At 36.9% G+C, this 16,165-nt stretch carries 19 protein-coding genes; 2 read left to right on the forward strand and 17 right to left on the reverse strand.

Annotated elements, in window-relative coordinates; all coding sequences use genetic code 11:
* The first annotated feature begins 5 nt into the window (after nt 1–5).
* Nucleotides 6–368: a hypothetical protein gene (locus IPM56_12980; GenBank protein QQS35158.1), complete on the forward strand. Its 363-nt coding sequence runs from the start codon at nt 6–8 to the stop codon at nt 366–368.
* Entirely contained in the window at nt 358–822 is a 465-nt protein-coding gene (locus IPM56_12985; protein ID QQS35159.1) for a GNAT family N-acetyltransferase, read from the forward strand. Before IPM56_12980 ends, IPM56_12985 begins: the two co-directional genes overlap by 11 nt.
* 6 nt (nt 823–828) lie before the next feature.
* Here the strand turns inward: IPM56_12985 and IPM56_12990 are convergent, their stop codons facing one another.
* The 17 genes from IPM56_12990 to IPM56_13070 all read right to left on the reverse strand — a co-directional run bounded on the left by IPM56_12990 (nt 829) and on the right by IPM56_13070 (nt 16,164).
* On the reverse strand, nt 829–1,860 hold the full coding sequence (locus IPM56_12990; protein QQS35160.1) for an MCE family protein: 1,032 nt from the start codon (nt 1,858–1,860) through the stop codon (nt 829–831).
* A gap of 11 nt (nt 1,861–1,871) precedes the next feature.
* Nucleotides 1,872–2,609, reverse strand: coding sequence for an ATP-binding cassette domain-containing protein (locus IPM56_12995; GenBank protein QQS35161.1), 738 nt, complete (start codon nt 2,607–2,609; stop codon nt 1,872–1,874).
* A gap of 1 nt (nt 2,610) precedes the next feature.
* Nucleotides 2,611–3,435, reverse strand: coding sequence for an ABC transporter permease (locus IPM56_13000; GenBank protein ID QQS38306.1), 825 nt, complete (start codon nt 3,433–3,435; stop codon nt 2,611–2,613).
* Nucleotides 3,436–3,536: 101 nt separating this feature from the next.
* Nucleotides 3,537–3,905, reverse strand: a complete 369-nt coding sequence (locus IPM56_13005; protein QQS35162.1) for a YraN family protein — start codon at nt 3,903–3,905, stop codon at nt 3,537–3,539.
* A complete protein-coding gene (locus IPM56_13010) occupies nt 3,902–4,537 on the reverse strand; it encodes a ribonuclease HII (GenBank protein ID QQS35163.1) in 636 nt (211 codons plus the stop codon). Before IPM56_13010 ends, IPM56_13005 begins: the two co-directional genes overlap by 4 nt.
* On the reverse strand, nt 4,534–5,370 hold the full coding sequence (locus IPM56_13015) for a geranylgeranylglycerol-phosphate geranylgeranyltransferase (GenBank protein ID QQS35164.1): 837 nt from the start codon (nt 5,368–5,370) through the stop codon (nt 4,534–4,536). Before IPM56_13015 ends, IPM56_13010 begins: the two co-directional genes overlap by 4 nt.
* A gap of 50 nt (nt 5,371–5,420) precedes the next feature.
* On the reverse strand, nt 5,421–7,187 hold the full coding sequence (locus tag IPM56_13020; GenBank protein ID QQS35165.1) for a BamA/TamA family outer membrane protein: 1,767 nt from the start codon (nt 7,185–7,187) through the stop codon (nt 5,421–5,423).
* Nucleotides 7,171–8,136 (reverse strand): 1-phosphofructokinase, encoded by a 966-nt coding sequence (locus IPM56_13025; protein QQS35166.1) that lies wholly within the window; start codon nt 8,134–8,136, stop codon nt 7,171–7,173. Before IPM56_13025 ends, IPM56_13020 begins: the two co-directional genes overlap by 17 nt.
* A gap of 31 nt (nt 8,137–8,167) precedes the next feature.
* Nucleotides 8,168–9,448: a GWxTD domain-containing protein gene (locus tag IPM56_13030; GenBank protein QQS35167.1), complete on the reverse strand. Its 1,281-nt coding sequence runs from the start codon at nt 9,446–9,448 to the stop codon at nt 8,168–8,170.
* A gap of 13 nt (nt 9,449–9,461) precedes the next feature.
* Nucleotides 9,462–10,757, reverse strand: a complete 1,296-nt coding sequence (gene rimO / locus IPM56_13035) for a 30S ribosomal protein S12 methylthiotransferase RimO (GenBank protein ID QQS35168.1) — start codon at nt 10,755–10,757, stop codon at nt 9,462–9,464.
* 27 nt (nt 10,758–10,784) lie between these two features.
* A complete protein-coding gene (locus IPM56_13040) occupies nt 10,785–11,606 on the reverse strand; it encodes a phosphatidate cytidylyltransferase (GenBank protein QQS35169.1) in 822 nt (273 codons plus the stop codon).
* Nucleotides 11,603–11,953 carry a DUF2007 domain-containing protein gene (locus IPM56_13045; GenBank protein ID QQS35170.1) on the reverse strand — a complete coding sequence of 117 codons (351 nt, stop codon included), beginning with the start codon at nt 11,951–11,953 and terminating at the stop codon, nt 11,603–11,605. The genes IPM56_13040 and IPM56_13045 overlap by 4 nt, the downstream gene beginning before the upstream one ends.
* A gap of 8 nt (nt 11,954–11,961) precedes the next feature.
* On the reverse strand, nt 11,962–12,912 hold the full coding sequence (locus tag IPM56_13050) for a CPBP family intramembrane metalloprotease (protein ID QQS35171.1): 951 nt from the start codon (nt 12,910–12,912) through the stop codon (nt 11,962–11,964).
* Between the two features lie 106 nt (nt 12,913–13,018).
* Complete coding sequence (locus IPM56_13055; GenBank protein QQS35172.1) at nt 13,019–13,810, reverse strand: DUF3108 domain-containing protein; 792 nt, start codon at nt 13,808–13,810, stop codon at nt 13,019–13,021.
* A 2-nt stretch (nt 13,811–13,812) separates the two neighbouring features.
* Complete coding sequence (locus IPM56_13060; GenBank protein ID QQS35173.1) at nt 13,813–14,871, reverse strand: glycosyltransferase family 9 protein; 1,059 nt, start codon at nt 14,869–14,871, stop codon at nt 13,813–13,815.
* A complete protein-coding gene (locus tag IPM56_13065) occupies nt 14,852–15,469 on the reverse strand; it encodes a DNA-3-methyladenine glycosylase (protein ID QQS35174.1) in 618 nt (205 codons plus the stop codon). The genes IPM56_13060 and IPM56_13065 overlap by 20 nt, the downstream gene beginning before the upstream one ends.
* 35 nt (nt 15,470–15,504) lie before the next feature.
* Nucleotides 15,505–16,164: a tetratricopeptide repeat protein gene (locus IPM56_13070; GenBank protein QQS35175.1), complete on the reverse strand. Its 660-nt coding sequence runs from the start codon at nt 16,162–16,164 to the stop codon at nt 15,505–15,507.
* Nucleotide 16,165 lies beyond the last annotated feature (1 nt).

Genomic DNA, 16,165 nt, shown 5'->3' on the forward strand with positions numbered 1-16,165 from the left:
ATTTTATGTACAAAGCATTATTTCTAAGCCCGATGATACCATCATATAATTTATCCGGGACTTCACATTTCTTTAGAGATTTACTCGGCTTCAGGAGTATTATGGATTCATCTGAATATTGTGTATTGATAAAAGATAATCTTACTATTCACCTGCTGCGGGCGGGTGAAGATATCGGGCAGATGGAATTCTATCTGGAGGTTGATGATGTTGATAAAGTATGGGCTTCTATTGAAAGCAGGATTGGAGGATTAAAAGTCCGAAAGCCGTTTAACACGGAGTATGGTATGCGTGAGATTCACATAGAAGTTCCTTTCACAAAAACGTTATTGTTTATCGGTCAGGAACTAAAGAAAAATGAGAAATGAAAAAATCAGTATTGTAAGAACTGACTCAATCAACAGGGATTTTATTTCACTGGTAAAACTGCTTGATGTTGAACTTGCAGAACGGGACGGCGCTGAGCATCCGTTTTACGCACAGTATAATAAGATCGATAAAATTAAATATGTCATTGTTGCATACGAAAATGATGTGCCTGTAAGCTGCGGTGCGCTGAAGGAATTCGGGCACAGCCAAATGGAAATAAAACGAATGTACACTTTGAGTAATTACCGGGGAAAAGGTATTGCTACTAAAGTTTTACTTGAACTGGAAATGTGGGCGGTTGAGCTTGGTTATATAAAATGTATTCTTGAAACAGGGAAAAAACAACCGGAAGCAATCAGGCTTTACGAGAAGAACGGATACAAAATTATTCCGAACTACGGACAGTATGAGGGAATCGAAAACAGCGTATGTTTTGAAAAGATGATATGTTGAAAAATATTAATTCTTTTTTTCTTCAAGCGCTTTTAACTGTTCAATCCTCTCATCAAGCATTTTAATCTTCTTATCAAGTTCAATCAGATTATTATTGATCTCATCTTCATATTCGGCTTTGTCCCAGTAACCCCTGTCTTCAAAGTAACTTTTGAACAACCAGTTATGTTTCAATGCTTCCATGTTTTCAGCGAGACGTGATGCAGCAAGTTTTCCATCCTCTGATATCTGCTGAATATTTGAAAGTGTCGCGCTTAACACAGAATCGTACGAACTTTCTTTAATCAGCAATGATCCGAGAAATCCTTCACCTTTTCTTACTCCGCCGATGATTGTATCAACATCCACTACCGCCTGGTTAACATTTGCAACAACTTCCTGAACTCCGCTTCCTAATTCCTTAAATATCTCTGTAACTTCTTCAAGCTCTTTAGTAATTGCATTAAGACTTCGGTCTGCTGTTTCTGTCAGCATTGTGGCGTTGTTATAAAGTTCCTCATCATTAAGAAGTTTACCAATTGACCCTTCTCCCCGGTTAACTCTTGCTACAATTTCAGAAAGGTTTTTTGTCATCTCTTTAGTGTATTCCATAATTCCTTGGGTTTCCTCAATTATCTCCGCAAACCCAAGCGGTTCTTTTGATTGAATAACTCCCCCGTCTTTAACCTGTTCTGACGCGCTCGTCCCGATTTGAAGAATAATCACTTTGTTGCCTACAAGACCCTCTGTTTCAATACTTGCTTTAGTATCCTTTCTGATAAATCTTTCTATATCTGTTATAAGGCGCATTGAAACTTCTATTCTTCCGGTTGTATCATCGGCTATTTCAATGGACTTAACACTTCCAACGTCAATACCGCTAAGTCGGACTACAGCACCGTTTCTTAATCCTTCAATATTTTTAAAGTATGCTTGTACAGTAAATGTTGATTTGAACAGCGCGTCCTTATTCCCTAACAGAAAAATCGCAGCTACCAGTAACGTACTGCCGATAAAAATAAATATTCCAAGTTTTGCTGAAGCCAGGTTTTTGAACATTGGCTTTTACCTCATCTTTCTTCAATGATTTCATTACTGAAAAAATTTTTTAAGAACGGATCCTGTGATGCGACAAGATCATTAATAGTTCCTTTGAACTTTACCTTACCTTCATCAAGAACAATAGCTTTGTCAGCAATTATGCTGGCGGCAAGAAGATCGTGCGTAACAATAATTGAAGTCATCTTTAACTCAGTCTGAAGATCACGTATCAATACGCTTATTTCTTTTGCTGTTATCGGGTCAAGTCCTGTTGTAGGTTCATCATACAGCATTATTTTTGGCTCGCTGATAATTGATCTTGCAAGACCAATTCTTTTTTTCATTCCTCCTGAAAGCTCAGCAGGCATTTTATCTATCGCTTCTTCAAGAGAAACTTTTTCAAGTGCTTCTTTCACTTTTTTTTCTCTTTCGGATTCAGATAAATCAAAATGGCGTATCAACGGAAATTCAAGATTTTCCCTGACAGACATCGAATCATAAAGCGCCGCGCTCTGGAATAAAAATCCGAGATCCTTTCTTAATTCATTAAGTTCATTCAAATTGAGCTTAAGTACATTTTTATCTTCAATGAATATTTCACCTTCATCAGGCTCCATAAGTCTTACCATACATTTAAGCAGAACACTTTTACCTGTTCCGCTTCTTCCGAATACAACAAGGTTTTCAGCACGCTCAACATTTAGTGAAACATCTTCAAGTACAACGTGTTCGCCGAAAGCTTTGGATAAATTATTTATTCTAATCATATCAGATCGTTGGCCACAGCCACAATGTTATTTTTACCAGTACCATGTCAAACAATAGTATCATCAATGATGATATCACAACCGATGTTGTAGATGCTTTCCCGACGCCTTCTGTGCCGTTTGTTGCGGTGTATCCTTTATATGAACCAACCACTCCGACTATAAATCCGAAAACAAATGTTTTGGCAACACCCGGAATTGCATCGCCATACTCAACCGCGCTGACAACCGCATCGATATAATATTCTATACTCATATTCTGAACAAGAACAACTGCTATGTAGCTTCCGAACAAAGCAATGAAGATAACGTACACTGTTAACAACGGCAGAATAAATGTACATGCAAATATTCTCGTGACGACAAGATATTTGAAAGGATTAACTGCGGATACTTCCATTGCGTCGATCTGCTCGGTCACTCGCATAGAGCCTAATTCAGCACCTATACCGGAACTTACTCTTCCCGCGAAAATCAATGCTGTTATCACAGGTCCAAGTTCACGCACAATGGAGATTCCAACCGAGCCGGGAAGAAATGCTTCAGCACCAAACCTTACAAGTACAGGCTGGGTTTGCATTGCCAGTACCAGTCCAATTATAAACCCGGTAATGCTTACTATAGGCAAGGTTTTTATTCCCAGTTCATCCATATGTTTACGGATCTGTTCAACCTCGTATGGTGGAATGAAAACATTTTTGAAAAACATTACTGAGAACTGAAAAAGTCCGGCAATTGTTTCAAAAAATTCTAAAACTTTCTTTTCAAAGTCGGATGTTATTTTTTCACGGGCTGTTTTTGATTTCACGGATTGTTCGGTGTGAATTTTAATTTCAATCGGATAATTATTTAGATATTCAGCTTAAATCCTTTTGAAAAATAAATAAAAATCGTATTAAAATAAATTTTACTTTTCATTATGCTGAATTAGTCAAATGCATTGATATAATGTTTTAGCTCAGGTTTTTTATTCTGATTAAATAGTATGGTTACAACATCAAACCTGCAGTCAGCTTCTTTTATTTCTTTATTATAAAAATAAAGCTGTGCCATTCGTTTTATCTGTTTAACTTTATTTTTTGTGATAGCATATTCGGGCTCGCCGAATTCAAGATTTTTACGCGACTTCACTTCAACAAATATTAATAAATCCTTCGATGGCTCCTTTGCAATAATGTCAATCTCACCCTTTCCATACCTGTAATTTGTCTCAACGATTTCATAACCACTTTCTTTCAGAAAATCAATAGCTAGCTGTTCGCCTTCATCGCCGACTTGCTTTGTTTGATACGTCATTGTTGTACCTGAGAAAAATCCAGTTGAAGAATTTTCGATTCCGGAAGAATTTTTTTCAAAAAAGTTTTTCTATGATACGGTGAAACCCCGATCCTTTTTATTGTGCTTATATGAAATTGTGTCGGATATCCTTTATTCTTCTTCCAGTTGTATTCAGGATATTCTTCATCCAGCATATGCATAATCCCGTCCCGTGTTACTTTTGCAAGTATGGAAGCTGCCGCGATTGAAAATGATTTTGAGTCACCTTTAACTATTGCCCTGGTTTTCATTTCTGAATTGAAAATTTTATTGCCGTCTATCAAAACAATATCGGGTTTAATATTCATTTTATTAACGGATTGCTTCATAGCCTTTAATGATGCCTGCAAAATATTTATTTCATCAATTTCTGAATGAGAGATTTCCGAAACTGAAAATGCCAGAGCTTTTGATTTAATAATGTCAAAAAGATTATCACGTTCTGATTCATTTAATTGTTTTGAATCATTTACACCTTCAATAAAATCGTCAGGATGGAAGATGACCGAAGCCGCCACCACAGGTCCTGCAAGCGGTCCCCTTCCTGCTTCATCAACCCCGGCGATCAATTTTATTCCATTTGTTCTGTAGCTGTCGTCGAATGATTTCATCTGCCAAAATAAATTGCAATTAATCCGAATACCATTCCTGCTTTAAGCATCCTGCTGATTTTATTCAGGTTACTCTTTGTTGTCTTTTCAAAAACTGTTCTCAAAACATGGACTAGGATCAGGTCAACCGTAAGCAATACAATGATAAAGAATTCAATCTTATAAATTTGTGTAAAATAAGGATACGAAGTAAAAAAAATAAGTGCCACTGTAATTATGGAAATTATCTTCTGCGTCAATGGTATCCCAAACCTTGAAGGGAATGTAAATATGCCGGATGAAATATCCCCATCAATATCTTCAATATCTTTTACAAGTTCGCGTACAAGGTTTATAAGGAATGCAAACAATGCCGGTATAACAGCCGCATTAATATTCTTTGCGACGATACCGCCATAAATAAAAGTAAGTGCAGTAAGCAGCGCAACAGTAACATTTCCAATTATCGGAATCTTCTTAAGAATATAGCTGTACATGAACAAAAGAATATTTGCCGACACAACAATTATAAGAGCGTCAAGACTTACAAATATGGCAGCAATGACTGATAAAAAAACAAATAGAAAATAAACTACCAGAGCTTTGCTTTGTGAAATGTCGCCGGAAGGAAGCGGTCTTTGAGGTCGGTTAATTTTGTCAATGGCAATATCAAAATAGTCATTAATAATATTTCCGGATGCGGCGCTGAATATTGAAGATAGGGCGGCGAGTAAGGTTATTCCCAAATCAATTTTAGTATAGCTGCAAATAATTACTGCTACGATAACAGTAATGAAAGTAATTAAGAGGTTCAGGGGTCTTACAATTTTTATCCAGGCTGAAGTTTTTTTCATCTCATCTTTTGGATTCTTCATTTAAAAGATAAGAAATTTTTATCCCCGTGTTAAAATTCATTAATTATTCCGAAATGAATTTTTCCTTCAGAGAATGAATCTCCTTTGGCAAGCGCAAAACTTACAGCAAGTACACCGATTCCGGTTTCAATATTCAATCCCAGTCCATAACCTATATTAAAACCTTCCTGCTTCTCAATCATTCTATCCGATTCTTCTTTTCTCAGAAAGTATCCAGTATCAAAAAATACGAAAGCAAAAGTCCGCTGTGTAAGTAATAATCTGTATTCAAGATTTGACCAGAAAATTCTCGATCCTAAAAACTGGTTTTCTCTGTAACCGCGCAGTGAATTTGTTCCGCCTAACCGGAAAAGATCACTTTCTTCGAATGAAGGTCCGCGCATTTCTCTTCCATGTAATCCCAACGCTGCAACCTGCCTCGAAAAGAACTGGTAGAATAAGCTTATGTCCACGAAGAGTCTTTGAATATTAATATTTCTTTCCAAATCTGTAGCCAGGTATTCTTCAGGACCATTAATTTTTTTCTGGCTGAATGAATACGTGTTTAAGAAAAGTATTCCTTCAGTGGGGGAATACGGATCGTCTCTTGTATCAATCTTCAGGTTGACACCGGTTGTAATTGCAGAAGAGTTGTAAACACTGAATACTGAAGTTTCATTTTCAGTCGGGATAACGCTTTCAGAAGCTATGAAGACTGATGCACTTATATCTTCGGTCGCAAGATATTCAAGTGCGCCTTCCAGCTTTCTTTGAACATAGGTAGTATCCTGTTTCCGCTGGAATAATCCTCCGTTTACATTAAATGGAAAACCAAACAACCATGGTTCAAGATACTTTAATTCAAGTTCCTGTGAGAACCTGTCGTACTGCTGCCATCTGACTGCGGCTGCTCTTCCTGTTCCAAATAAATTCCGGAGACTAACATTTACAAGTCCTGTTATATAACCTTTTTCTCCTGCCTTCGTTCCGGGAATGTAACCGATGATTCCGTCAAAATTATTTGTCTGCTTTTCTTTTATGTTAATCAGCAGAACGCCGTTATTATCTTTGTCAAGGAAGTATTGCGGTGTGCTTACCGGCTCAAAAAATCTTAACCTGTTTAATCTTTTAGGAAGTTCCTCAACCCTTTTCTGTGAGTAGACTTCTCCCTGGTTTAATCTAAGCTCACGTGTAATTACATAGTCTTCAGTTGATGTGTTTCCGCTGATCTCAATCCTGTTTATATAATTTTGTTCGCCTTTAATAATTTTTAAAATCAAATCACATACATTCTGGTTTTCGGTTGAATCATACTCAAGATTAAAGGATACAAACTGAATTTTTGCGAAAGGGTTCCCGCTGTTTTCATAATAAGTTAAAGAGCTGGTAATGGACTCTTCAACTGAATATGTATTAAATATCTCCCCCTGTAGAAAAGAGAAGTTTTTAATGACTGAAACCGAATCGAGGCTGTCAGCATTTTCAAAAATAATATTCCTGATGAATGATGGTTCGCCTTCATCAAAATCCAGGAATATTTTTATCCTTGTGCTGTCCGGTCTTAACTCAGTTGAGTCATTATGAAATGAAGGATAAAAGTACCCGAACTCACTAACAGCGGCAGCAATATTTTGCTTGGCTGAATCGATAAGTCCCGGGCGGAAATTCATTCCTGCTTTTAATCCGCTCCACCCGATAAGATCATTGACTGAAAATATTTTGTCGCCGGTGATTGTTATAGATTCGATGCTCTGCGGGTAAGCTGAAATTGCTGTGATAATGAGGAATAGAATATGAAACTTAACGAGGCGTATCATCAATTATTTTTATCTTTTTTCCTACTGCTGTAATTTTAATTTCATTAAGTAACCTGTTTGTATCAGCAGGCTGTACATTACACACCTCAAAATTTGTTGAATTGATACCGCCGAGTGATGAAGCAAACCGCAGCATTTCATTGAACGTATGGTTATGATGCCAGCAATAAATTATACCTGCTGTAAATGCATCACCGCTTCCCGTGGAATCAACCGAATTCAATGTAGGATTTTGCACTTTGTAATGAAACTCAAAATTAGATGCATAGGTATCCAATGATCCGTTTGTAATGAAGCCCTGCTTTACACCTTGAGAATAGAGATGATCAAGGAACTCAAGCTTTTGTTCTTCATTACTTAAAGGAATGTTTAGCGAACTTTCAATTTCATCAACGTTATTATGGACTACAGTAGGAGAAGCCTTAAGACAATTTGCAAGATGGTCTCCGTATGTATCAAGCACCGAAACTTTATCATACCTGTTTGCTATTTCAATACCGGTTGGGAAAATTTTATCTGCTTCGTTACTTGGTGAACTGCCTGAAAAAACAACCATCTCACAATTCACAATTGTTTTTTCTAACTTGCTAATGAATGCATCGGCTTCTGATTCGCTTATATTATTATTTTTACCGAAATACATTTCGGCAATCTTCGCCGAATTATCAATAATTACTGTTGATGTTCTTGTGTTGTCAGAAATACGTGTGTGAGTAAAGTTTATTTTTTCTTCATCGAGAAGTTCATGAAGATGTTTTCCGTTCCTGCCTCCGAGAAAAATCATTGACATGTTTTTAATGCTCAACTGATTTAACTGCCGGCTGACATTTATGCCTTTGCCGCCTGCCTGGTAATATTCAACCGGGTTCCTGTTTGAGCTGCCCTTATTTACAGAATGATAAATCAACCTGTGTTCAAGAAGCGGATTAATTGTTACAACAAGTATCATTCTTTACACGCATTATTGGAAATTGTAAAAGCTATGGTCTGTACTTGTAAAGATCGCCATGTAACGGAGTAATCAACCTATAATCTCCGAATCCCGTTTCATCAACAAATACAAAACTCCTGTTCAGATCATAATAATCCCACACTTCATAAGGCTTGGAGTCATAGTCAAAAGGATGCCTGTCCACATTGCTCGGAGGACCAAGCAGAATAAACACCATTCCCCTGTCTGTTTTCCAGCCTTCGGAGTAATGCGAAAATTTTTCGTTGCAGTATGAAATTCTTCTGTAGTACTCATTAAATATTTCATTCTCCTCCGTACCTGCGGAAGGATCTTTCGACTTCCAGAAGTCGAGATACCTTTTTATAACTTCCTGCGGATTCTCACCTTCTTTGATAAAATCAAGTTCAGATGAAGATGCTATGTAAACAAGCTGGTCTACAGCCTTATTCATATCAGAAATATTTTCAGGAACTCCTATCCAGCGTGAATTAAATTTTTTTGTAGTGCTCATCATTTTTTCACCGCCGGCATTCTTAAGAGTAATCCTTATAGCATAAACTCCAAGATCAAGTTTTAAGTCTTTGAGCGTATAAAACGTCTGGGTTTTGCCGGAATCAACTTCACTTAATTCAGTTGTGGCAAATACAGTTTTATTTTCAGGGTTGATGACATCATATTCTACACTGATCTTTTGATTTCTTCTTGAATAAACCTCGAAGAAAAGCGGCACGCCGTCACGCTGTGCCAGAACACTCTTCGATACGTTAGGAAGAATTTTTACGCTGCCGTTAACAGTATCTTTCCTTGAGATGATCATAGCATCACTAAGCGCGAGATGGTTCGAAAGATCACTAACTACAAATGTATTTTCGACTGTGAATTCCTCCCTTGAGTCCTTATCCTCAAGTGAAGTCCGTACAAGATATTTACCCGGAACTAAATTAAATGACCGCAGACTGAGATTAAAATTGTTTTTAGAAAGTGTCTGATCAAACTCAGCTACATCAAGTTTTTCTGTCCAGCTTTTTTCACTGATAAGTTTTTCTTTATTCTCATCAAACACTGATACTGTAAGGCTATATGCTGCGCTGAATCCGTTTGCAGATTTTACAAACTGAACTTCAGAATACGGTACCTGGATGAATACATCCAGCCGCGTCATGCCGGGCTGGTCTGATCTGAAATTCAGAAAGTCGAGATAGTAATTTGTCTTTACCATCTTTGAATTTTGCTTTGAACCGTTTTCGTTCTGAGCAAATATTGAACTTGAGAGGAAAATCAAAAGTGCTGTAAATATTCTAAGAATCATTTTGTTTCCTCCTTTATTCAATTGGGTTAGCGAACAGATCATATTCGTTATAATCATAAACTTCAACTGTAAGAAAATTACCGTTATCTAAATTCATTTTTCCGTGAGGGATCAACACTTCGCCATCAACTTCAGGCGCATCCCTGTAAGATCGGGCAACATAAAATCCGCTCTCGGAACTTTCAACTAACACATTCAGTTTTTTGCCGATAAATGTTTTATTCTTTTCCAATGAAATCTCTTTCTGGATTTCCATCAAAATATCTTTTCGTTCATTCTTTTTTTCTTCCGGCACAGGATCACCAAGAATAAAGCTCGGAGTATTTTCTTCCGGTGAATATGTGAATGTTCCGGCTCTGTCAAATTTTATTTCACTTACAAAATCACAAAGTTCCTGAAATTCCTTTTCACCTTCATTCGGATAGCCGACAATGAAAGTCGTCCGTAAAGTAATATCAGGGATTCTTTCGCGCAAACGATAAATTAATTCCCGGGTTCTTTTGGAAGTTACGCCTCTGCGCATAGAACGAAGTACATCATCAGCAATATGTTGAAGAGGAATATCTACATAATTACAGATTTTAGGATTCGAATAAATCTCATCAATAAGCTTATCGGGAAAATGAGAAGGATAAGCATACATCAACCTGATCCATTCTATTCCATCAATTTTACTCAGATTGTTCAGCAGTTCAGCAGTTTTAATTTCGCCATACAGGTCCGTACCGTAATCGGTTGTATCCTGTGCTATTATTACAAGTTCTTTGGTATTATTTGCTGCAAGAAATTCAGATTCACGTATAAGTTCTTCAACAGGTTTTGATTTATGCTTTCCTCTCATCAATGGTATCGCGCAAAAAGAACATGGTCTGTCACAGCCTTCAGAAATTTTCAGGTATGCTGTGTGTGAAGGTGTTGTGATCAGCCTTTCGCCGAGAAGTTGATATTTTAATTCACCGCCGAGTTCGTTTACTATTCCCTCATACTTTTCTGTGCCGAAGTAAGCATCCACTTCGGGAATTTCATTTTTCAGATCGCCCATATACCGTTCTGACAAACATCCTGCAACAATTACTTTTCCTATTTTTCCCGCTTTTTTCATCTCAACAGCATTGAGAATTGTGTTTACTGATTCTTCCTTTGCTGCTTCTATAAAACCACAGGTATTAATGATAACAGTATCTGCCCGGTCTGGATTATCTACAAGCCTGATGTTATTCAATTGTATCTGCTTCATTAACCGTTCTGAGTCAACAGTGTTTTTTGAACAGCCCAGCGTTATCACATTTACTTTTTCATTTTTTTTCATCGGATATCTTTTTTGTTTTCAACTTATTTAGCGCACAAAATTTTTCATGTATAAAAGTATGACCGGGGCAGAAAACAGCAGCGAATCAAACCTGTCGAAAATTCCGCCGTGACCCGGAATCAATGCTGATGAATCTTTAACGCCGGCATCACGCTTAAATAAAGATTCAACAAGGTCGCCAGCCTGTCCAATCGTGCCTACTATCAATCCTATTACTATAACATCTTTCCATTCCATAAAATTCAAAATGATCACTTTTGCAAGAAGCATAGTAATAACCGCAAACACCAAACCGAATACAGCGCCTTCCCAGCTTTTATTAGGGCTGACCCTGGGAAATAGTTTATGTTTACCCAAAGCCGTTCCGCCAAAAAAAGCTGCTGAATCACAAATCCAGATTGTCGCCATTATTGATAATAGTACAAACCCTCCTCTGAAATAAAGTTCACCTATAGGCGGATAGAATTCTCTTATTCCGATCAATGCACTTGCCAATAACTGAATGTAAAAAACAGCAAGCAATGTTGAACCGATATTTATTATTGCAGATCCTTTGTTCCTGAATAACTCAACCAATGAAAGCAGAACAATTAACAACAAATAAAATGAATAATTATCTATAAAAGGTCTGAACTGATCGGTAAGTAAAAGAGCAACGGCAATAAATCCGATTAATATATTCGGACTTATACTTTTCTTTTTCATCATTAATGAAAACTCAATGAATGATACCAATGCAATCACCATCACCATTCCAAAGAAATAATATGTGCCCAGGTAAGTAGCTCCTAATAAAAAAGGAATGGCGAGAACTGAAACAATAACTCTTTTAAATGTATTGGATGTCATTCGTCGTTTTCCTCACCGGAATCATTTTCGCTTTCCATCTGGTTTAAATAATTCCTTGCATCTTCTTCATATTCTTTCCTGACCATAAGTTTTATTAAAGTGAAGTCGCCGGGTGCCGGAAAATTTCTGTCTTTATGTGAAAGTATCATCACAGGTATGTCTGAGCTTTCCAGATTATCTTTTATCATTTCGATTTCATACTCATCATTCGCAGTGTACACAACGACCCAATCCTCTTCATCATACTCAACTGATTCAGGCGATTCTTCAACTAAAGAATAGTTGCAATCAGGACACACTTTTATTCCCTCAACATATTCATAATTACAATTAGGACAGAAAGGCATATTTCCTCCTATGTTTTTTTCTTGTAATGTTTTGAAATTAATACCATCACTGAACTAAAAAGAAAAAGCAAAACGCCAAAAGCAATAACGCTTGGAAGCAGTTCGGGTTCACTTTCTTTTACTGAATTGATCAGTTCATCATCACCTAAAATGAAATAAATCATTACTGCTGCAAAATTATTAATGAAATGAAGAATTACAGGGATCATTATTGAATTACTTATGTACGCGGCATAACCAAAGTAAACACCGAGTGAAATCAGGGCAACCATACCGTAAGGATTAAAGTGATTCAGTCCGAAAAAGATTGCTGTTATTACTATTGCCCAAAATGGTTTTAGTTTCAGTTCAAAACTTTTTTGAATAAAGCCGCGGAACATTACTTCCTCACAAACTGCTGGAACAACGGCTACAACAATAACCACAAATACACCTTCCAGAACAGAGTGTATTGTAAGAAGATTGCCATAAGTTTTTTCAACAAATTCATTCAACTTATCAAATGATACTTTAATTGAATTTATGAATTCATAATTTTCTGCTAGCCGGAAGAAAAAATAATTTTGAATTGATATAAACGACTGCAGCATTGATCTGAGAATCAATACGCCGAGAGAAAATAAAATTATCCCGACGGGATCTGCTAACCTGAATCTTATGACGGATGTGACGTCTTCATAAAACCATTTTGCAAATATGAGTGCAGGTAGTAAAATAAATAGTATCTGTCCCGCAGAAGTTAATAATCTTAGTCCGTCAACAGGAGCTTCCGCCGTATTAAATCCAAAGATTAGCGCGACAAGAGCAGCGCCAAAAAACTGGTATAATATGAACGCACCTATCAATCCAATGAATGCAGCGCCTACGGGGTTTATGAGCGGAGTAATTTCACCTGGTTGATTTTCATCATTTGACTGGTTTTGGTCTTCAGGATTTATGTCTGGTTCTTGATCGTTCAAAATAAAACTGTAGATGTATTTTGTTTGTTGTTCAGTGTTAGTTACGAATACAAAAAAAGAAGAAGCTTATGCTTCTTCTCTTAATAAAATTTTTTAATAATTACATTCATCTTTTCGATGTCAGTTTTCCTGCTAACCCCTCATAGTTAGTCAGCTCCGCATCAATCGAGCCAATAACGACTTTTGTTTTAACTTTAACCGGTACTCGAAGATCATCGTCAGTGAGCCATACGATAATATTTCCCTCACTCTTAAATAATCCGCCTTCCTGCACAAGAGGCTCAACAATTATGCAGGCAAATTTTCCGGCAGTCACCTCAATCGTTTCTTTGCCAAGATACCTTACGTCAAGATCATAGACTTTATCTTTATAGAAATTTTTAAGATGCACACGGTCATTTAATTTTAATGGTGTATAATCAAAAGTCCGGGCAAGATAAAAAGCTGAAACTATATCATTAACATATTTTGGAATTTCATACTCGCCTTCACTCGTTTTTGCTTTACCTTTGCGTTGGTCAAAGAATGCCGAAAAGTCACGGCTGTAACCGCCTTCACGGATATGCTGTTCAAATCTCCATGGAAAAAGTCCTTCAACATCGATATAAGTTTCATACCTGTCGCGCACCTTATATATCCAGTCGAAACTCGGTACTGTATTAACTTCAAATGTTACATGGTATGCATCTCTTCCCGAAATTCTTTTGATCTTTGGTATCTGCATAACAGCAACGCCAGCCGTTACAAAACCGTATTTCACATCGAAGGTTAATTTTTCGCCCTCTTTAAATGCGATGTTTTCTAATTTTCTGAATTCACCGGATTGCGTCGTATTCTGGGCTTGAATAAAACCTGAAAGTAATATTAACGAAATCAATATTTGAGCAAGATAAACCATTATTACTCTCCATTCTTTTCATCTAAATTAAGAATTTTTTCCGCACTAACAATAACATCATTGATATTGATACTACTCATACAATTTAACCGCTCACACTGTTCCCTGTTACAATTGCTGCAATCAATTTGCGGAGTAAAAACAAATGATTTATTGGAATATGGTCCCCATCTTTTTGCGGAACAAGCCTGAATTTTGGGATAAAAACCGATCGTTGAAATATTCAATGCCGCTGCGATATGTATTGGTCCGGTTGAGTTTGAAATAAACAACTGAGCCCGGCTTATAAGTGCGATAAGTTGTGAAAGAGACAACCTTCCGGCAAGATTTATTGCACCGCTTACTTTAGAAATGTTTCCGCAGATTTGTTTTTCAGTTTCCATACCTGTTATCAGTAATTGTATTTCCGGTTTTGCGGATAATGATTTTACAAGCTCAATAAATTTATCAACAGGAAGATCAATTGAACTGCCTCCGCTTCCCGGATGTACTATTACAATTTTTTTATCGTCATAAATTTTTTCTTCATTCAATAGATTTTCGATGAACCGCTTAGCTTCTTCAGATGGTTTAAGATCAAACTTAACAGAATCTTTAGAAACAGTTTCAGCGATACCGATATTTTTTAACAGAGCTGTATTATACTCGAGTTCATGCTTCCGGGCATCCTTCCTGTGTTCAAACACTTTAGAATTGAACAGCATAGAATACCACCTGTAGCCGGTTCCAACTCTTACAGGAATTTTACTCAAGAAAATAATCAGTGATGTTTTGAAAGTCGGGTAAACAACAATTGCAGCATCAAACTGTTTACTCCTTATCATCTTAATATTTGACGATAGATCAGGGATGCCGTTATTCTCTTTCAAAATCATAAACTCGTCAATGTAGGGATGATCTTTCACAAGTTCTGATGTATAAGCGCGAACCAGGAAAGTTATTCTGCAATCGGGATATTTTTCTTTCACTATTCGTGCAATTGGCAGCGACAGGATTACATCTCCGATCCTGTCTGTCCTTACAATTAGCAGGTTCTTTATTTTAAGATCTCTTTGAGACATACGGATTATCTTTAATATAAAACCGCCATGGCAGTTCAATTGATTTTGTTATACCTATGCGTCTGCGGACTTCAATATTTGCCGACTTAACCTTTTTGTTATCAAGCAAAAATATTTTATCCCCGGTCAGATCAGTGCCGTTAAAAATTTTTGTAATTCCATAAGCCTGGCAGAACTTTCCGGGACCACTCGTCAGATTCAGTTTTTCCTTTTCCGAAATATTTGTTTTGTCATACCTGTTCTGTGAAAGCAGTTCAATATGATTCAAAGGTTCAACAGCACGGATCAATATAGCTTTCCCTTCACCGCTTTTACCTGTAACAACATTCGCACAGAAATGAGCACCGTATGTAAAATAAACATAAAGATATCCGCCTTCATTAAACATTACCTTTGTTCTTTCAGTAATTCCTTTAAATGAATGTGCTGCTTCATCAAAACTGCCGTCATAAGCTTCAACTTCAACGATCATAGCTTCAAGAAATTTTCTCTTTTCTTTTTTGACAATAATCTTTCCAAGCAGGTTAGATGCAGTCCGCAACAATTCTCCTGTATAAAAATTTCTTTGAAGTTTGGAATTAGTTGATAATAAACTCATTGAAGTGAAAATGAAATTTGAAGAAGGCTTTAATTTTAAGTGCCTGAAATCTCATCAATCTTTTTCTGGTAGTAATCGGTTTTTTCAGGATTACGTTTCATCAGCCTGGAATACACATTGATCGCTTCCTGTGCTTCGCCCTGGGCTAAATATATTTTTGCAAGTGTTTCGGAAATTATCAGGTTATCCTGAGAAACTCCTGATGATTGTTCCGCTTTCACTTCACCCTTGCTTCCGCCGGATGTTATTTCATTTATCGTATCAAGAAGTGATTGATCCAGCATAGGGCTTGCCTGGACTGTTTCGTTAGTCTGAGTTTTTTCTTCAGGAGTTTCGGTTATGAAAGCCTTTTTTGTTACCGATTGAAAAACAGATCTTTGAGTTTTAAACACCTCAAATTCATTCAGATAATATTCACGGGTTTTATCTGATCTTAAAATCGATGCTGCTGTTTTTATATGTGAAGAAGCTTCGGAGTAGTTGCCTTTTCCTGCGAATACTTTTCCAAGAAGTATATGAGCGACAGGGTGACCGGGAAATTTTTTTAATCCCTCGTTAAGTATGTTTACCGCGGAATCAAGATTATTATTCTGAATTTCATAATTAGCATAACGGGTGAATAAAGGACTGCTCCGGTCAGATTCAAAAATTAATTTTACTTTTTCCTTAATTAAATCTGCCGGAGTTTTGATCATT

Source organism: Ignavibacteriales bacterium (genome assembly GCA_016700155.1).
Taxonomy (GTDB): Bacteria; Bacteroidota; Ignavibacteria; order Ignavibacteriales; family Ignavibacteriaceae.